This is a genomic window from Sorangiineae bacterium MSr11954 (assembly GCA_037157815.1).
In the GTDB taxonomy this organism is placed as follows: domain Bacteria; phylum Myxococcota_A; class Polyangia; order Polyangiales; family Polyangiaceae; genus Pendulispora; species Pendulispora albinea.
Window position 1 is genome coordinate 1,899,734 of the sequence record CP089984.1, and the last position, 18,234, is coordinate 1,917,967.

The 18,234-nt window shown below is 66.4% G+C and carries 11 protein-coding genes; 5 read left to right on the top strand and 6 right to left on the bottom strand.

Going from position 1 to position 18,234, the window contains the following annotated elements:
• Nucleotides 1–31: 31 nt before the first annotated feature.
• The gene (locus LZC94_07865; GenBank protein ID WXB17183.1) at nucleotides 32–2,539 is read right to left on the bottom strand and encodes a hypothetical protein; all 2,508 of its coding nucleotides are present in this window, start codon (nucleotides 2,537–2,539) and stop codon (nucleotides 32–34) included.
• A gap of 118 nt (nucleotides 2,540–2,657) precedes the next feature.
• Here LZC94_07865 and LZC94_07870 point away from each other — a divergent pair, with 118 nt between their 5' ends.
• Together LZC94_07870 and LZC94_07875 are read left to right on the top strand one after the other, a co-directional pair.
• Nucleotides 2,658–3,527: a hypothetical protein gene (locus LZC94_07870; GenBank protein ID WXB17184.1), complete on the top strand. Its 870-nt coding sequence runs from the start codon at nucleotides 2,658–2,660 to the stop codon at nucleotides 3,525–3,527.
• Nucleotides 3,528–3,839: 312 nt separating this feature from the next.
• Nucleotides 3,840–6,440: a chitobiase/beta-hexosaminidase C-terminal domain-containing protein gene (locus LZC94_07875; protein WXB17185.1), complete on the top strand. Its 2,601-nt coding sequence runs from the start codon at nucleotides 3,840–3,842 to the stop codon at nucleotides 6,438–6,440.
• Nucleotides 6,441–6,527: 87 nt separating this feature from the next.
• Here the strand turns inward: LZC94_07875 and LZC94_07880 are convergent, their stop codons facing one another.
• Genes LZC94_07880 through LZC94_07895 form a run of 4 tightly spaced genes read right to left on the bottom strand, consistent with a single transcriptional unit; the run spans nucleotide 6,528 to nucleotide 10,073 of the window.
• Nucleotides 6,528–7,568 carry an ABC transporter substrate-binding protein gene (locus tag LZC94_07880; protein WXB17186.1) on the bottom strand — a complete coding sequence of 347 codons (1,041 nt, stop codon included), beginning with the start codon at nucleotides 7,566–7,568 and terminating at the stop codon, nucleotides 6,528–6,530.
• A 33-nt stretch (nucleotides 7,569–7,601) separates the two neighbouring features.
• The gene (locus LZC94_07885) at nucleotides 7,602–8,405 is read right to left on the bottom strand and encodes an ABC transporter permease (GenBank protein ID WXB17187.1); all 804 of its coding nucleotides are present in this window, start codon (nucleotides 8,403–8,405) and stop codon (nucleotides 7,602–7,604) included.
• Nucleotides 8,392–9,216, bottom strand: coding sequence for an ABC transporter ATP-binding protein (locus tag LZC94_07890; protein ID WXB17188.1), 825 nt, complete (start codon nucleotides 9,214–9,216; stop codon nucleotides 8,392–8,394). The genes LZC94_07885 and LZC94_07890 overlap by 14 nt, the downstream gene beginning before the upstream one ends.
• Nucleotides 9,213–10,073, bottom strand: coding sequence for an ABC transporter permease (locus LZC94_07895; protein ID WXB17189.1), 861 nt, complete (start codon nucleotides 10,071–10,073; stop codon nucleotides 9,213–9,215). Before LZC94_07895 ends, LZC94_07890 begins: the two co-directional genes overlap by 4 nt.
• Before the next feature lie 231 nt (nucleotides 10,074–10,304).
• Between LZC94_07895 and LZC94_07900 the strand changes: the two genes are divergently transcribed.
• The 3 genes from LZC94_07900 to LZC94_07910 all read left to right on the top strand — a co-directional run bounded on the left by LZC94_07900 (nucleotide 10,305) and on the right by LZC94_07910 (nucleotide 13,854).
• Nucleotides 10,305–11,741: a BMP family ABC transporter substrate-binding protein gene (locus LZC94_07900; GenBank protein ID WXB17190.1), complete on the top strand. Its 1,437-nt coding sequence runs from the start codon at nucleotides 10,305–10,307 to the stop codon at nucleotides 11,739–11,741.
• 35 nt (nucleotides 11,742–11,776) lie between these two features.
• A complete protein-coding gene (locus LZC94_07905; GenBank protein WXB17191.1) occupies nucleotides 11,777–12,163 on the top strand; it encodes a RidA family protein in 387 nt (128 codons plus the stop codon).
• A 761-nt stretch (nucleotides 12,164–12,924) separates the two neighbouring features.
• A complete protein-coding gene (locus LZC94_07910) occupies nucleotides 12,925–13,854 on the top strand; it encodes a Gfo/Idh/MocA family oxidoreductase (protein ID WXB17192.1) in 930 nt (309 codons plus the stop codon).
• Nucleotides 13,855–13,884: 30 nt separating this feature from the next.
• On the opposite strand, the gene LZC94_07915 is transcribed toward LZC94_07910, so the two are convergent.
• Nucleotides 13,885–18,225, bottom strand: a complete 4,341-nt coding sequence (locus LZC94_07915; protein ID WXB17193.1) for a hypothetical protein — start codon at nucleotides 18,223–18,225, stop codon at nucleotides 13,885–13,887.
• Nucleotides 18,226–18,234 lie beyond the last annotated feature (9 nt).

Below are 18,234 nucleotides of genomic sequence, written 5' to 3' on the forward strand. Positions count from 1 at the left end.
CCGCGCCGAGCCGGCCTGGTCGATCCTGGAGCTACCAGGCTGCCTCCAAAACGCCGCCCGCCCCCACTCGGAAGGGCACCCAGCCGAGCGCCACCCGCTCGACGGCGATATCCGCTTTGCGGGGCGTGATGCGAACCTCGCCGAGCTTGCGCGCTGCGACGTCGATCTCCTGTTGGATGCGCTGAAAGGCGGCATTCGCCTCGGCCTGCAGGACGGCGCGTTTTTCGCGAAGCGCGCCGAGCGCGTCCTCGGCGCGGGCGACATCGCCTTTTTCCTTCGTGGTGCGCTGCGCTTGCCGCGCGACGGCGGTGGCGCGGTTCACATTGGCCCCCGTGAAGACGCCCGCGCCGAAGACGGCGCCCAGCAAGCTGCTGCCGAAGGTCACCGCCGTGCTCGCCGTCTGACCGCGAACGTCGGCCTGCTCCTTTTGCAGCTTCGCCTCCGCGGTGCGGATCTTCTCGTCGAGCGCCGCGAACTTGGGCGCGTATTTCTTGTCGAGATCCGCCAGCCGCGCGTCGCGCTCTTCGCGGATGCCGTGCACGAGCCTGGCCTGGAACTCGGCCTCGGGCTCCCCCGGGCGCGAGAGCACGGAGGCCTCGGCGCACTCGTAGAGCACCAGCGGGCGCGTTTGGTAGGCGTGCGCGGCCAACGCCTTTTGCCACGCTTTGAGCTTGGTCGCCGATACGGCAGGCGGCAGCTCGAAGCGCGCATCGGCCGAGGGCTCGCGGCGGACGGCGGACGCGAAGGCCGGAGCCATCGGGGTGGCGTTGGCCCAATCCGCCTCCGCACCGCCCGCCCCGAACGGCGCGATCAAGGCGGCGTGCTCCCAGTGGTCGACCCCCTTCTTCGCCTGCACGTAATGGAGCTTGAGGGTCGCAAACACGCCGGGCCGGTACACGAGGCCCGGACCCTCCACGCGGGGAGGGAAGAACACTTCGTCGACATCGCCCGGCACGGCGGGACGCGCGCTTCCCTCCGCAGACCCGGGCTTGCCCTCCGCGGCCTTGCCCTTACCCACCGCGCCCGCGGCCGGTCCCCCCGCTGCCAAAGCACTCGACGCCAAAGCGCTCGACGCCGACCCGCCCGCCGCCGAAACGCCACCGCGCGCCGCCGAGAGCGACGCAATTTGCTCACGGGTGAGCGGCCCCCGCAAATACGACAGCGTATGGCGCGACTGAAAGAGGACCGGACCGCCCGCGTGCACGTCGTTGCAAAGAAAGACGCGCCCTCCGAGCCCCGAGAGCCATCGATCCACGGTGGCGCGATCGAACCCATGCCCGGCCGCCGCCTGCGCCCCCTCGAGCCCATCGAGCACGCGCAGCTTGTCGCGCTCCGCCTGCAGCCGCCCGAGGAACCATGTACCGCAGTTGGCGAGCCCCTTGTAATCGAGGTCGACGGGGTTCTGCGTGGCGAGCACGATGCCCAAGCCAAAGGCGCGCGCCTGCTTCAACAAGGTGAGCATCGGCCGCTTCGAGGGCGGCGACGACACCGGCGGGAAGTAGCCGAAGATCTCATCCATGAGCAGCAGCGCGCGCAAGCTCGACGTCCCCGACTGCCGCCGCATCCAGCCGATCACCGCGTCGAGCAGGCGGGTCACGAAGAACATCCGCTGCGCATCCGACAGGTGCGCGAGGGACAACACCGCAATGCGCGGCTTGCCCTCCGGGGTGCGAAGCAGCCGCGCCACGTCGAGCGACTCCCCGCGCGCCCAAGCCGCCGCCGACGGCGACGCCAACAGCGTATTGACCGCGAGCGCCAGCGCCGCCCGCTCTTTGGCGGGAAAGAACGTCTCCAGATCGAGCGCCCCGATGCGGTCGAAGCCCGGCTTTTGAATGCTCTGAACCAGCGCCGCCAGATCGAGCGAGCGCCCCTCGCTCCACGCCGACGCAAAGAGCTGCGCCACCAGCACGTGCTCGCGCGAGCGCGGCTCGGCCTCCACCCCCGCCAGCGCCAAGAGCCCCGAGGCTGCGCCCTCCACCATGCCGCCGAAGGCCTCCGCATCTTCCAGCACCGCGGCGCTCGGCGCCTCGAACGATCCCAGGAGCGACAGCGGCACGCCCGCCGTGCTGGCCGGCGTGTACACGGTCACCTCGCACGCATCGCGAAAGCGCTGGATGCGCGCGCCATCCTGCCCGGACGCGGCCAACCCCTCCCGCCAGAACGCCGCGACATCGGCGGCCACCGCGTCCGTCGTCTTCCCCTTTTGCGCCGCCTCGTCGGGGTCGATGAAGGGGTGGAACTCCTCGGCCCGGAGCCCCGGAAACGTGAGGAGCAGGTTGGCGAGATCCCCCTTGGGATCGACCACGATGGCCGGGATGGAGTCGATGGCCGCCTCTTCGAGCAGCCCGATCAAGAGCCCCGTCTTGCCGCTGCCCGTCATCCCCACGCAGAGCGCATGGGTGAGCAGGTGCTTCGACTCATAGAGGAAGAGCGACTCCTTGGGCGTTCGCGCCTCCAGATCGTAGCCGCGGCCAAGATAGAAGACGCCAAGCTTCTCGAACTCCTCGGGACGGGGGACGGGTAGGGATGCCTGAACCATGACGCGGCATGGTAGCGACTACGTTGTCCAAACGGCACATGCATCCGGTCCTGTTTGCGAGGCTGGCGGCAAACGGACCGGAGGGAGATTTCGGGCGACCTCATCGTAGGACATCGCCATGCTGACACTGCAAAATCTCAAACTGACGCGACGTGGTTCGTTTGCCTCCCTCGTGGCGCTTGGGTTCATGTTGGGCGCCGCGTCCTGTTCGTCGAACGACGACAACGCGGGCGGCGGTCCTCCGGCGGGTGGCGACGGCGCAGCCTGTTACCCCAATGGGACGTGCATGGCGGGCCTGCGATGCGTGAACGCCAAGTGCATGGTCGACAACTTGACGCAAAGCGATGGCGGCGGCGTGGGGCCCGGCCAAACGCAGCCCGGCGGTCCGAGGTTCTTGGCATTCGCGAGCAACGTCAAGACGATTGGCACCGGCGAATCGGTGACCCTCACGGCGGTTCTCACCGATCCCGATGGGGTGGACGATGTCATCGGTGGCACCCTCAAGGAGGGCGATGCCACCTATGGCGCGTTCGTGACCAGCGGGCAAGAGGGCGCTTACCAAATGGCGATTTCATGGGCCGACATCAACAAGGTCAAGCCCATCGCGTTCGCGATGCGAACGGACGGCACGCGCACCCTCACGGCCGAGTTCTATGACACGGCCGGCCACGTCGCGAAGGCGGATTTCACGTTGGCCCTGACGTGCAAGGGGCTGGCGGCCTGCAATGGCTCCTGCACCGATACGGATTCCACGGAAGGAAACTGCGTCGCCCTCGAAAACTGCATGAAGACGTCTGCGGCGTCTCCGACGACGTGCAATGCCATCTGCGCGGCCAAAGGCAAAAAGTGCTATCCGGGGAGCGTCGGCAGTTACTACAGCACCTGCCCCTCGAGCCCGGCCTATTCCGTCGACTGCACGATCGCCCTGCCCGGGGGCACCGGCGGCTCCAACCCGTTCAAGACCGTATCGTGCATGTGCTCCCAGTGAGCGGTCGTCATTCCCAACGATGTCCCGCTGGGAATTGCGACGTCACGATCGGGCACCGATAGCCCAATACCGTCCGCCGTCCGGGCGCTTGTCTTTTTTTAAATTCGACACAACTCGATACGAGAACGGTCGACGCCAAAAAATCTTACTTGGATCGATCTTGACGATGGAAATCGGAGCAGCATCCCAAGTAGGAGAAGTCACCTTCTTCTGCGTTCGGGGAAGAAGGAAACGTTCGTTCCAGTAAGAGGGGATCGCCCCTGCGCGGGTGCGCGGGGTCTTCAGCTTGTATTTCAGGGGAAAGGCAAATAAATGACTTGGCATCGATCGATTCGAAGAACGCGCGCGCTGACGGGGGGCCTCCTCGCCGCCGCCACCTTGGTTGCGTTGGGGTCGGCCGCGGGCATCGCCGGATGCAGCGACGACGTGACCAGGGTCGCCCCGCAGAACGACGGCGGGAATCCCCCGAAGCCGGACGCGGGGAAAGATCCGCCGAAGGACGCGGGGACCGACGCCAACGTGCCGGACGGCGATGCGGGTCAGACCGAAACGGTCGCGACGCCGACATTTACGCCGGCGGCGGGGACGTACGACAAGGCGCAAAACGTCACGATCAAGACGACGACCGCGGGCGCGACCATCCGATATACGTTGAACGGCGACACGCCTACGGCGACGTCGACCGAATACAGCTCGGCCATCAGCATCGCGAGCACGAAGACCCTCAAGGCCGTCGCCTTCAAGGCTGGCTTCAAAGACTCCGCGGTCGCAACGGCCGAATACAAGATTGAAATCCCGGTCGACGACGTCAAGCCCGCCGAGTTCTCGCCCAACGCGGGGACGTTCCCGAATGCGGTCACCGTCACGCTCTCGAGCCAGACCCCGGGCGCGACCATCTGTTATGCCGAAATCGAGCAGCCGACGTGCGATGTCACGGGCACAGCGCCCGTGTGCACGACGGGAACGGCCGCTCCCGCCGACGGCAAGATTCAGGTCACCGCGCCGGCCAAAGCGGTTCACGCCGTGGCGTGCAAGAAGGGGATGAACACGGCCACGACGTCCACCGCGGCCTATCACTTCAAGGCCGCCGCGGCCCAATTCGATCCCGCATCGGGAACCGCGAACCCGTCGAAGCCCGTAACGGCCACCAGCATCACCGAGGGCGCCGTCGTCCACTACACGACGGGCAGCGACGCGCCGACGTGCGCGAGCCCGGTGCTGACGGGTGAGACCATCACCGCCGACACCGTCATCCAGGCGATCGTGTGCAAGGACGGCTACACGGCCAGCGACGTGGTGACGGCGAAGTACTACGTGAGCCCCGCGGCGCCGGCCGTCGCACCGGCGGAGGGCACGTACCACCTCGATACGGACGTGACGATCACGGCGCCCACGGGCACGTTCGCGTGCGTCACCCACGGCGCCGAGCCTGCGGATCCGGCCTGCGGCGCGGAGGCATGCGCCACGGGCGAGAGCGTTCCGAGCGTCAAAGTCACCAAGTCGAAGACCATCGTCAAGGCGATCACCTGCAAGGCCGGCAGCCCCGCCGCGTCGACGCAGGTGAAGGCCACGTACACCCTCACGCCCGGGAAGCCGGCCTTCGATCCGCCGAGCGGCGAGATCCCCAGCGGCGGGCGCGAAGTCACCATCACCTCCGCCGGCGCCACCCAAATTCGCTACACGACCAACGGCGAGGCCCCGACGTGCACCACGGGAATGGAGCTCCCGGCCAGCGGAAAGGTGACCCTCAACGCCTCGGCGACCTTGAAGGCCGTCGGCTGCAGAGCCGATTACGATGCGAGCGAGCTGCAAGAGGGCGTCTACACGAAGCTCGATGACGTCGCCGCCGTCACCATCGACCCCGTATCGGGCGACGTTTCGAACACCGTCTCGGCCACCCTCGCGACCACGACCGCGGGCGCCTTCATCTGCTCCACGATCGGCAGCGCGGTGCCGGCTTGCGACGCGGCGGCCGGCACGTGCACCACGGGCCAGCTCGTCGCGGGCCCGGTCGACGTGAAGGCCCCGGACACGACGATTCATGCCATCGCGTGCAAGCAGGGCATGAACGCATCCTCCGTCAATACGGCCACCTATACGTTCAAGGTCGCCGCCCCCACGTTCGACCCCCCCTCGGGAACGGAGAACGCCCCGGCCGTGAAGGTCGCCAGCGCGACGGCCGATTCGCTCGTCCACTACACGCTCGACGGCAGCGAGCCGTCCTGCGGCAGCACGACCACCCTCCCGGGCGGCACGTTCCCCAACGCGTTCACCGAGGACACGACCGTCAAGGTGATCGTCTGCAAAGAGCACTACGCCGCGACCGCCGTCGTCACCGCGACGTACCTCGTTACCCCGGCCGCGCCGGCCATCGCCCCGGCCGGCGGCACCTACCACGACACGCAGACGGCGAAGCTCACGGCCGCCGCCGGCGCCACCGTTTGCTTCACCAAGGGCGAAGGCGCCGAGCCCGCCGATCCGGTGTGCAGCGCGGAGTGCGCGGCCAGCCCCGTCGACGTGGCGGTCACCAAGACGAACACGACGATCAAGGCCATCGCCTGCAAGGAAGGCCACACCACGTCGTCCACGGTGGCCAAGGCCACGTACGTGCTCACGCCCGGTGATCTGGTGTTCGATCCGCCGAGCGGGACGAAGATCCCCGTGGAGGGCACGCGCCAAGTGGCGATCACCTCCTCCGGCGCCGAGCACATTTACTACAGGAAGGAAGGCCCGGCCCCGAAGTGCGGCGAAGGAACCGAGCTCCCCGCCGGCGAAAAGGTGACCGTCGGTCCCGACACGGTCCTCAAGGTCATCGCCTGCAAGGCCGACTACACGGGCAGCGAGGGTTCCGCCTCGTACCCCAAGGACCTCCCGGACGCGCCGGCCGCCCGTTCGCGTCGGGCGCAGAAGTAAATCGCGTCTCTCACGCACCCCTCTCTCCACTCCCTTCCGCCCTCGGCTGGGTGGATCGGAGTGGAGTCGTTTTGTACGGCGCCGCCGCTACTTCTTCTTCGACGCCTCCCAAACCGCCGTCGTAAACGCCGCATTTTCCGCCGGCTTCTTGAGCACCTTGAACTTCAGCGCGATGTCCGCCGTGCGCCGGAACGCCGCCTTATCCATCAACCCCGGCTCGGCGGTGGGCGACGGCGGTCCCCAAACCAGCTTATTGACCTCCGACATCATCCAAGCCTGGTGCTCCTTGCCCAAGGTCGGACTTTGCTTGACCACGATGTCGACGCACTCGCCCGCGTTGTCGCGGCACGCCGCCCACCCCCGCAAGGATGCGCGCAAGAAGCGCGCGGCCACGTCCTTGTGTTTGTCGTCTTTGAGCCAGTCCTCGCGGGCGAAGATGCCGTCTTCGAGCATCGCGGTGCCCTCCTGGTTGAAGTCGATGATCACCAGATCGTCGGCCTTCACGCCGGGGGAGTCCAGCACCTGTTTGTACTCGTTGTAGGTCATGGCGGATGCGGCATCGACCTGCTTCGTCAGCAGCAAGTTCATATCGAACGGTTGCTGCACCAAGGTGACGTCCTTGTTGCGGTCGACGCCGTGCTTGTCCAAGGTGGCCAGCAGCTCGAACTCATTTCCGCCAAACCACACCGCCACCTTGCGGCCGCGCAGATCGGCGGCGCTCTTGATGCCCGATGTCTTGAACGCCACCTGGCGCATGCCGCTGTGCTGAAACACCTGCGCGATATTGATCAGCGGTGTGCCCTGTTCGCGCGCGGACAAGAGACTTGGGAGCCAGTCGATTCCAAACTCGGCGCCGCCCCCCGCGACCACCTGCTCCGGTACGATATCGGGACCGCCCGGCAGGATGGTCACGTCCAGCTTTTCATCGGTGTAAAAGCCTTTGGCCTTGGCCGCGTAGTAACCCGCAAATTGAGCCTGGGTCATCCACTTCAGCTGCAGGCGAACCTTGCCCGACTCCTCTCCGCCTTGGGACGATGGCCCTTTGCAGCCAAAGGATCCCAACGAGGAGCCGAGAGCCGGCAGAGCGATGGTGAACAGTGCACCCAGCAACATGGACCGTCGATTCATGGCGCCTCCCTCACGGATTTTCGTGATTCGATGTCAGCTTCGCCGAAACGTGACATGCCAGGGCACGACGCATCGCTCGACCAAGGCGACGGCCAAGTAAAACGCAATCCCCAGCAAACATGCCATCAAGATGGCCGCCCACGCTTCCCGCGTGTGAAAAAGGCTGGCTTGGCTCTTGATGTAAACGCCCAACGAGGCCGCCCGACCGCCGAAATACTCGCCGACCACCGCGCCAATCATCGACGAGGTGGTGCACACCTTGAACGCGGTGAACATATACGGAAGGCTCGCCGGCAAACGTAGCTTGATGAAGATTTGCGTGTCGCTCGCGGCATAACTCCGCATCAGCTCTACGGCCGAAGGCGGCGGGCTCAAAAGTCCACGCAGGGTGGAGATGAACGTTGGAAAGAACGTCATCAATCCCACGATGGCAATTTTCGATGCTCGATCCACGCCGAACCACACGATGGCCAGCGGCGCCAGGGCGATGATGGGCACCGAGCTGGTGGCCACCGCATACGGAAGTACGATTTCGGACGCGTCCGGCCAGCGGCTGGCGGCGGCGGCTGCCAGGACACCCAATCCGCATCCCAGCGCAAATCCCATCAGCGCCTCCTGAAATGTAAACAGCGCGGCCTGAAGGAGCAGCTCGTGGTGTTCCTTCAAGGTGGTCACGATGACATGCGGGGCGGGCAGCAGATAAAATTGAATGTGCAGCGCCCACACCACCATCTCCCATGCGGCGATGGCGAGCACGAACACACCGATAGCGGGGAGGTGCTCGCGTGTCCAGCGCCCGCGCGTTCCCCGAGCTTCGCGCGATTCATGAGGCGCCATGGGCGGTCTCCCTCCTCGAATGGGCTGAAGCGCCATCGTCCTCGCGCAAGGCCTGCCGCACGGTCGCTACGAGCTCGAGAAAGCGCGGCGCCCATCGCATCTCCGCGGTGCGAGGGCGGGGAAGATCGATATCGACGATCCGCTCGATGCGTCCCGGGCGCGGGGACATCACCACCACGCGGCTGCTGAGGAACACCGCCTCGTGAATGCTGTGGGTGACGAACAGCACCGTCGATTTTCGTGGTGCGGCCTGTTTCTGCCAAAGATTCAAAAGTTCGTTGTTGAGCCTCTCGCGGGTGAGCTCGTCCAAAGCTCCAAAAGGCTCATCCATCATCAAAATAGGCGGTTGGAAGACGAGCGCTCGGGCGATGGCCACCCGCTGTTGCATACCGCCCGAGAGCTGCCACGGATGGTGATTCTCGAACCTCGACAGGCCGACCAATCGGAGCATGGCCGACGCGCGATCGCGGGCTTCGTCCGCCCGCACGCCCATGACCTCCAGCGGGAGCAGCACATTTCGAAGCACCGTGCGCCACTCGTAGAGGACGGGGGATTGAAAGACCATTCCAAACTCCCGATCCAGCCTGGCCTGGTGGGGTGATTTGCCATGGATGCGAATCGCGCCATGGGTCGGTGTGGCCAAATCGGCTATGAGCCGTAGCAAGGTGGATTTCCCGCAGCCCGATGGTCCAATGAGGGAGACGAACTCCCCCGGTGCGATATGCAAATGCGCATCGACCAGGGCGCGGACCTGCTCCTGGCCGCTGCCGTACGACTTGCTGACGCCTTCGACCTCGATCGCGTGGGTCATGGGGTTGCTCCGCGCTCGGATTGCGGTTTCCAGGTGACGATGAGGCGCTCCAGAACGGCGACGAGCGCATAAAAGCCAATGCCCATGAGGGCGGATACCAAAATGGCGGCCCACAAAGCGGCGGGGCGCCAGTTGTAATATTGCGCGGCGTTGATGAGCACCACGCCCATGCCGAATTGGCTGCCAACGGGCAGCTCGCCCACCACCGCGCCCACGACGCTCGCGGTGGCCGAGATGCGCAAGGCGGTGAACAAATAGGGTAACGACGCGGGCAGCCGCAATTTAAAGAAGATTTGCGTGGGGGTGGCCGCATACGATTCGAGCAGGGCCACCGCGTCCCGCTCCACGGAGCGAAGGCCGCGCAGCACATGAATGGTCACGGGGAAGAAGGTGAGGTAGGTCGCGATCACCGCTTTGCTCACCCAGGTCGTTCCCAGCCAGACCACGATCATGGGCGCAATCGCCAGGATGGGCACGGTCTGCGAGGCGATGACGTAGGGCAAAAGACCGCGTTCCATCAAGGTGGAGCGGGAGAATCCGACCGCCAAGAGAAAGCCCAGTAGGCCGCCGAATACGAAGCCCACGGCCGCCTCGCCCGCGGTCACGAAGGCATTTTCGAGCAAGGTCGTGAGCATCCATTGCCCATCGCCGCTCTCGCGCACGAGCTCCGCGAAAATCTGATGAATGTGCGGGAGCTTGTAAATGGGGAGATCGAACAGCGCTTTCGCGCCCTCCCACAAGACCGCTATCGCGCCCACCACCACCGTGGAAACGAGCACGCGCCGGGCTCCCCGCCGGGTCGGTGTGCCTTCCAATTGGATGTGAGGCACGTCCGTCGCGTTACCGATGTTGCTCATATGGATGTCAACTTATCGCGTGGATCGGTATTTGGGGATGGGTATTCGTGCGCGCATCGCAAAGTCACGATGTTCGTGACACTCGTGACGCTTGCAACGCTTGCGATACCCGATGACATCGAGGCGATATCGTTGGATGGATGCGCACCGGGAGATGACATTTTATGTGTTCCGTGAAAAGATTATCGGACTTGGTACATTAAATTTGGCCCGAGGCAGGGGGATATGGCGATGCGGTCATCTTGGCACCCCGTGAGGGTGATCCTGATTTTCATCCTGGGCACCGTGTTGTTCAGCTCCGAAGGGTGCTCGTTCGTCGTCGAGAAGGACGTAAAAGGGAAGGGCATCGCCGCGTCGTGCACGACGAACAGCGATTGCCATGCGGGCGTCTGCGTGGGTGAGCTCTGCACCTCGAAGTGTGGAAACGACGCCGACTGCCCGACGGGAACGAAATGCCAACGCGACGGCTTTTGTGCGCAGCCGCTTCGCGCGGGTTTCCTCTACATCGGTGTGCTCGCCGACCAAGGTTGGAGTTACATGCACGACCAAGGGCGTCGCGCGGCCGAGGAAGCGCTGCCGTGGCTGACGACCGAATTTGCTCCCAATGTGATCACCGACGCGGACGTCACCCGACACGCGACGGCGATGATCGAGAAAGGAGCCAATGTCATCATACAATCGTCACAGGGCGGTACGGCGCCGATGGCTGCACTGGCGGAGAAATACAAGAAAGATGGCGTGACGTTTCTTCAGCTTTACAATCGCACCGTCACGAACCCCAATTTGGGCTCGTACTGGGTGAAGATTCAGCAATCGTGGTACCTCGCCGGCTACATCGCCGCAAAAAAGGCGAAGAAGCACCGCATCGCATGGATTGGCGGTTACGTGTCGCCGCAGGGGATCGTGCGGGCCAACGGCTTCGTTCGCGGCGCGCGAAGGGCCGATCCGAACGTCCAGGTGGAGGTGCGATGGGTGGGCTTTTGGTTCGATCCTGGAAATCCGGTCAGCGGCAAATACCGAGAGACGTTGCTGGCGGAGCAGGTCATCGAAGCCGGGGCCGAAGTGGTCATGTCGAATACGGACAACGAGCGCGTCTACGACGCAGTCGAAGCAGCCCGAGTGGCCGGAAAGGAGGTTTGGTCCATCGAGACCAACAACCCCGCCTCGTGCGCGAAATATCCGCGATCGTGCCTCGGTGTCGCGTGGCTCAACTGGGCGCCCATTTACATTCAGCAGCTGAGCGCCATTCACAAGCACAAGTGGAAACCCGAGTACATTCATCGAGGGATCTCGGTCGATCCGAGTCAGAGCCCCGTCGGTTTTCAGCTCTCGACGGAGCCCGGGATGAACGACACCGATACGCGCCTCGAGCTCGAGAACCTGCAGGCGGCGATCGCCAACGACAACGATCTTCCTCTGCGCGGTCCCTACGCGACCACGGGGAATCGGAGCGCTGTGGCGGATGGCGAGGTGATCTCGGACGACGAGCTGCTCAAAATGTGTTGGTTCCCCGAGGGCATGGTGGAAAAGGTGAACCCCGACGATCCGAAGTCGGGCGACCGGCCCGCGCTGGTGCCGCACGGCGAGCGAACGTTCTTGAAGCGGGAAAATATGACCAAGGGGAACGAGAGCCTCGCCGATCCGCCGGATTGCGCGAAGAACCAATAGGAAGCAAGCCTCGGCTGGGCTAAAAAAGCCTTACCATGAGGACCATCGCGCACAGCCCCACCGTCGGAGTTTACCCTGCAACCTCGGACTACGTGCACGCCATGGAGGTTCGAGAGCCCCAGCGCTTGCTGTTCATCTCCGGCACGATGGGGCTCGACGAAAAGGGCGTCGCAGGCCAAACATTGGAGGAGCAGCTGGAGCTGATCTGGTCGAACCTCCGCACCATCCTCGCCAGCGCCGGGATGACCGTCGACAACATCGTGCGGCTCACGAGCTATTTGCGCGATCCGGCCTACGCCGACGCCAACGCCGCCGCACGCGTTCGTGCCCTCGGTGCTCGGCGTGTGCCGACCACCGCCATCGTCGTGCAAACGTTGGTGCCGGAGTGGCTCGTCGAGCTCGAGGTGATTGCGGCGGCATGACGTTTTCGCGCTGCGCGCGAGCTTGGTGACCGGCGTTCGTGCTGGGTGCGGGGTCGGCGAGGACGTTGTGCTGCGTGTGAGTTCGGCGAGAACGTTGCGCTGCGTGCGAGCTCGGCGGCGGACGTTGTGGTGTGCGCGAGGCTGGGTGACCGATGTTCGTGTTGGGCGTGAGCCTGGTGATCGACGGTTCGTGCTGCGCGGGGCTCGGCGCCGGACGTTGTGCTGCGTGTGAGTTCGGCGGCGGACGTTGCGCTGCGTGCGAGCTCGGCGGCGGACGTTGTGGTGTGCGCGAGCCTGGGTGACCGATGTTCGTGCTGGGCGTGAGCCTGGTGACCGATGTTCGTGCTGGGCGTGAGCCTGGTGATCGACGGTTCGTGCTGGTGCGAGCCTGGTGACTGACGTTTCGTGGGCGCGTGCGAGCTGGTGACCGACGTTTCGTGCTGCGCGCGGGGATGGCGACGGACGTTGCGCTGGGTGCGGGGTCGGCGGCGGACGTTGTACTGGGCGCGAGGCTGGTGACCGATGTTCGTGCTGGGCGTGAGCCTGGTGACCGACGTTTCGTGCTGCGTGCGAGCTCGGCGGCGGACGTTGTGGTGTGCGCGAGGCTGGTGACCGACGTTTCGTGGTGCGTGCGAGGCTGGTGACCGACGTTTCGTGGTGCGTGCGAGGCTGGTGACCGACGCTTTGCGGTGCTGCCGCGGTCGGGGAGCGTGGGCGGTAATGCACGAAGGGGGATCGGGGAATGCGGGTATAAGCAGGGCATGGCGAAGCCCCTCGATCCGTCTGTTTCTGCGCTCCCGGTTGCCATGATCGGCCTCGGCGACATTGCTCAAAAGGCGTATTTACCCGTGCTCACGGCGGAGCCCGGTCTCGACTTGCGGTTCATGACCCGCGATCGCGAAAAGCTCGATCGGCTCGGGGATATGTACCGCATCCCGCGGCGCTACACCGATTTGGATGCGCTGCTCGCCGATGGCATCCGCGCCGCGTTCGTGCACGCGCCGACGGAGCAGCATGTGCCCATCACGGAGCAGCTTTTGCGCGCGGGGGTCGACGTGTATGTCGATAAGCCGCTGGCGTACGAGCTCGAAGGAGCGCGCCGGATTGTCGAGCTGGCGGAGGTTATGGGGCGCTCGCTCATGGTCGGTTTCAACCGACGCTATGCGCCCGTGTACGTGGCCGCGCGGGAGCGTCCGCGCGATCTGGTGATCCTGCAGAAGAACCGGACGGGGCTCCCCGAGGCGACGCGCAGCGCTGTGTTCGACGATTTCGTCCATGTGGTGGATACGTTGCGCTTCCTGGTGCCGGGCGAGGTGGAGCACCTCGATGTGCGCGGGCGCGTGCAGGACGGCAAAATGGAGCACGTGGTGCTGACCCTCGCGGGCCAAGGCTTCACGGCATTGGGGATCATGAACCGGTCCAGTGGCTCCTCCGAAGAGGTGCTCGAGATTGCAGGCGCCAATACGAAGCGGCAGATCATCAATGTCTCCGATGTGATCGAGCACCGCGGGCAACCCGCGTTGCAGCGGCGCGGCGATTGGGTGCCGGTGGCGCGGCAGCGCGGGCTCGAGGCTATCTGTCGGAGGTTTCTGTCGGCCGTGCGCGCCGGCGAGGTGCTCTCGGCGCGCGACGCGCTGCGGACGCACGAGCTGTGTGAGGCGATCGTGCAAAAGCTCGAGGCGCGCCTTTGAGCTGAGCGCTGAGCGCGGTGCGATGTTCCGCTAGAGCGCCGCTTGCTTCGCGTTCGCCTCGAGCGCGGCCGTCTTCGTGGTGACGCGGAACGATGTTCCGTCCCATGTGAGCACGATCAGGCGGAAGGGGACCTTGCGGGCGAGGATCTCGCTCTTGTAGCGGATCGCGTGCGGCGCGCGCTCCCAGCTTCCAGGGGCGCCGAGCACGGCGAAGAGGCCGACGGCGCCTGCGTCGGTGGCCTCGCCGGCGAGCGTCTCCTTTTTCTCGTCGGCGGCGCCGAGCACCAGCTGCGCGTCCAGATCCTCCCAGGTGACCAGGGTCAAGGTGCCGGGGCCGGCGTTGAAGAGCGACAGCTCTTTCAGCTTGCGCGACACGGCCTCGGGGGTCACGCCGGCCGCGGGATCGGGCTTGTCGAGCAAGCTGCCGAGGCGCGCGGCCGATAGCAGGCGCGCAAACATGCGCGGATCGTTCGGACCGGGGGTTCCTTCGCCGCTCTGCACCTCGCGCTCGATGCGGAGCGCCTCGTCGATGCGGCCCGAGCCCGCGGCGGCGTTGGCGAGGCGCAGCCAGGTCAGGGGGTTCTTCGGATCGAGATCGGCCAAGGTTTTGTACTGCCGGTATGCGGCCGGGTACCAGCCCTGGCGAAGGAAAATGTCGCCCAGGACCCTGCGCGAGAGCGGGTTCTGACCGTCGAACTCCACGATCTCCGAGTACGTCCGCAGCGCCTCGTCGCGCTCGCCGGACTCGGCGAGGACGTCGCCCAGCTGCTGCGCGAGGGTCGGGGTGAGAAAGCCGCGATCGCGCAGGTGACGGCCGTGCGCGAGCGCTTCCCTCTGCTGCCCCGAGCGGGCGAGCAGCTTCACCAGCCGAACGTCGCCCGCGGGATCGCCGGGCGCCACCAGCATGGCCGCCTTCAAGCGCGCGATCTGCTTGTCGGTGCTCCCTAGATCCATGAGCTCGCGATCCACCTTGGGCCAGTCGATCCCGCCGTAGAGCGCGCGCGATACCGCGGCCGCGATGCGCACGTCGACCGTGCGCCGCAAAATGTTCTTCGCCAGGAAGCGCTGATCGTCGGGGTAGCCGGCGAAGTGCGCGAGGAGGATCTCGGCGCCCTGCTCGGTGTCGATGCGCTGCTGCAGGATGTCGAGCAGCGCGGCCTCGTCGCGCCAGTCGGGCAGCTCGCACGCGGCGATGGCTTGGTTGAAGAGGTACGGCAATGCCTCGGCGCGACCCGCCTTCTTGGCGCGCTTTTGCCAGACGACCATGCGCTCGGCGAGCGGGCGGGCGGCCACGTCGCTGCAGCGGCCGAGCGTGCGGGCGAACTTGTGCTGGGGCGGCGCCGCTTTGGGGGCCGCGAACCCGGCGAAACTAGGGGCCGAACTGTTCCGCCGTGCGTTGCGGGGGTCGGTCGCCCCTGCCGCGATGCTTTCCGGCGGCATCGGGCTCCCCCGCATAGGCCGGGTGTGAGCGCCCGCCGCCGGGCCGCTGCCTTCCGCTCCCCCTCTCGCTTTCTGCAGCGCATCGCTGAGATCGGCCGGGCCCCTCTCGTTCGAGGCCTTATCGTTCAGCGCGCCCGAAGCACTCGGTGCGGGCGCCTGCGCTGCCAAGGCGACCCCTGGTGCCTGCTCGACGACCGCCTCATTGGCCACCGCGCCCGTCGAATTCCCCCCAGACGGCGGCGCGGCCCTCAACGCCGTCTCCGTCGACGACTGCCGCGCAGCCGGGGGTTCGAGGTTGTTGTTGCACCCCATCATGCTCCGTGTGGCCAGGATGCCCGCGCCGCGCAACATCTCCTCTTCCCCGAGCTCGCCGCGCGCGCCGACGTCGGAGGTGCCGAGCGCCGAGAGGCGCACGCCCCGCACGCGCGAGCGCCTGCGCACGATACCCTGGTGCGCGTAGGCGCTCTCGCTCTCGAGCGCGAGGGAGCTCGTATACGGTGTGACGAGCCCGTACTCGATGCCAATCTGCAGCACCTGCGCGCGGTTGTCGTCTTGCGCGGACGCCGAGCCAATCAGACGCCGCGCGTACTCCGACGCCCACAAGCGCGGGACCAGCGACGCGGTGACCGAGCCGGTATCGACCCGCAGCGGATACGTCTCGGCGAAGTCTTTGCCCGACACACGGCCGTGCACCGTCACCGTATCGGGTAGCGGATGGTGCGTGCGCGCCAGGAGGACGAGCTCCTCGCCACGCGCGAGCTTGCCCGTCGCCGAGTACAGAGGCTGATCGAGCCCTGCGCCGAGGTCCAGGGTCACGTCGGTGATGGTGGCCGTCTTGATGGCGCTCGCCAGCCGGAGCGCATGATCCGTCGTTTGCCCGGGCTCGTCGATGCGCACGTACTGGCCGCCTCCGGCGCGCGCGAGCTGCACCAGCAGCTCGTGTTGCGTTTCGGGGCCGGTGCCAATGGCGAAGAAGCGCGCGCGCGAGCCGGTGAGCGAGCGCCGCAAGCGCTCGAGCAGGGCCTCCGCTCCGGTCTCCCCCGAGGTGGGGGTGCCGTCGCCCACATAGACGAGGGCCGCCTGCTCCTTGCCGTGCAGCCGGGCGAGCGCAGGCTCGAACATGGCGCCGAGATCGGTGGCGCCGCCGATGGCGTGATCGGAGAGCTTCTCGAGCGCCTTGGTGATGTCGCCCTCGGTGGCCGGCGCGAGGCCGTCCTTCGGATAGACCACCGAGGGCGTGACATCCAGCGCCACCAGCGCAAAGTGATCGTGCTCCGAGAGCGCCCGGAGCGCCGCTTCGGCGGCCGCGATGCGAAGCTGGCGGGCCGTATCGTCGCCGCCCGCGGACGTGTCGACCACGAACACCGCGTCCACGTTAGCCGGCGGCTCCTTGGTGAAATCCTGCCCCGGAACATAGCGGAGCATCACGTAGTCGGCTTGATCGGACTCCGCGGAGAACCGCCACGCCGACACCGGCGAACGCTTCGTTTTGTTGGTGAGCTCCAGCTGAAAATCCGCGCGCGGCGTGTAGCCGCTGCGGCGCATGCCGATCACGCTGCCGCCCTCCTCGACCCGCGCGTCGAGCGACGAGGCCACCTCGACCTCGCTCGCGGCGCGGCCGATGTCGACCGACAGCGCAAACTCGTCGAAGCGCACCGGATCGTCGGAGCGGAGCGGGTACACGTACCGGGTCTTGCCCTCGATGGAGGGGAGCATCTCGACATAGCGCAGAACGATGCGCCGCGTACCGCTCGCCGGGATGGGGTAGATGCGGGCGCGGTACGTGCGGCCGTCGACCCACTCGAGCAGCGCGGGATCGACCTTCCGGACCAACGCGGCCTCGTAACGCGCGGCCGCCTCGCTGCGCTCGATGACCTCACCCTCCACGAGCTGCCCATCGTTCTCGAGCGCAAAGCCGCTGACGGTGGCGGTGGTGGGGATGGTGAACCAGTACCACCCCTCGATGGGCGTGCCGCTGGGGTTCGAGAAGGTTTGGTCGACCTCCGTCTCCGCGATTCCATCGCGGATGACCGCGCGGACCACCTGCTTGGCGATGCCGAGCTTGCGCGCCGCCGCACCTGGGGGCGCCATGTGATCGACGCCATACACCCGACCCGTGCCGCTGGCGATGAAGCGCGAGGCGCGCTGATCGCCCATGCCGCCCGTCCAATCCTGCCAAAACGCCATGGGCGCGACGTCGGCCTTGCCCTCACCACGAACGATCCCTTGCTCGCCCGCGTTGATCTCGACCCGTCCGCCGGGCGACGTGACCACGGCGAGACCGCGCGCGACATACACGGTGACGTCTTTGGCGTCGCGCTTGATGCTCACCCCCGCGTCGGTGGCCGAAATCGAGATCGCGCCGACCTTCACCTCGAGCGCGTCCCCTTCGACCCTGGGCGCGTCGAGCCAGATCTCGCCGGAGTCCACGGACGCGCCGCGCTCCAGGAGCTTCAAGGTCGTTTCGCCTCGAAGAAAAATGGCGGCGCCTTCCCCCGTGCGAACGAGGGCCCGCGCCCCCTTGGCCGTCTTCACCGTGGCATCGGCCGCGAGCGGCGTGCCGGAGATGGCCTTGCCTTCGCCGCCCGCATGAACCACGCTGACATCACCCGCCGCCAAATCGAGCCGCGCGCCCAAACGTTGGGCCTTTTTGGGGGCGCCCACCCGAAAGATCAGCACCGCGAGCATCGCCAACACGGCGAGCACCGCAAAGGCGCCCGCGAGCAGGGCGTGAAGCGACACCGAGGGTCGCGGCGCGGCCGGGGGCTCCGGGGCGCTCCGATATGGCGTTTCGGGCGGCGCAGGAGAAGCATGAGGAGCAGGAGAAGCAGGAGAAGGCGGTGCCCAAGCCGGAGGCACATCCGGAGGAGGGGGAGGTGACGCGGGCAGGGATGGAAACGGCACCTCGGGCGGCGCGCTGGGATCGGACATGGGCTCCTC

Coding starts and splice junctions, on each gene's coding strand:
- LZC94_07915 (WXB17193.1), bottom strand. CDS start 18,225: ATGTCCGATCCCAGCGCGCCGCCCGAGGTGCCGTTTCCATCCCTGCCC.
- LZC94_07905 (WXB17191.1), top strand. CDS start 11,777: ATGAGGACCATCGCGCACAGCCCCACCGTCGGAGTTTACCCTGCAACC.
- LZC94_07875 (WXB17185.1), top strand. CDS start 3,840: ATGACTTGGCATCGATCGATTCGAAGAACGCGCGCGCTGACGGGGGGC.
- LZC94_07895 (WXB17189.1), bottom strand. CDS start 10,073: ATGAGCAACATCGGTAACGCGACGGACGTGCCTCACATCCAATTGGAA.
- LZC94_07880 (WXB17186.1), bottom strand. CDS start 7,568: ATGAATCGACGGTCCATGTTGCTGGGTGCACTGTTCACCATCGCTCTG.
- LZC94_07870 (WXB17184.1), top strand. CDS start 2,658: ATGCTGACACTGCAAAATCTCAAACTGACGCGACGTGGTTCGTTTGCC.
- LZC94_07865 (WXB17183.1), bottom strand. CDS start 2,539: ATGGTTCAGGCATCCCTACCCGTCCCCCGTCCCGAGGAGTTCGAGAAG.
- LZC94_07885 (WXB17187.1), bottom strand. CDS start 8,405: ATGGCGCCTCATGAATCGCGCGAAGCTCGGGGAACGCGCGGGCGCTGG.
- LZC94_07910 (WXB17192.1), top strand. CDS start 12,925: ATGGCGAAGCCCCTCGATCCGTCTGTTTCTGCGCTCCCGGTTGCCATG.
- LZC94_07890 (WXB17188.1), bottom strand. CDS start 9,216: ATGACCCACGCGATCGAGGTCGAAGGCGTCAGCAAGTCGTACGGCAGC.
- LZC94_07900 (WXB17190.1), top strand. CDS start 10,305: ATGCGGTCATCTTGGCACCCCGTGAGGGTGATCCTGATTTTCATCCTG.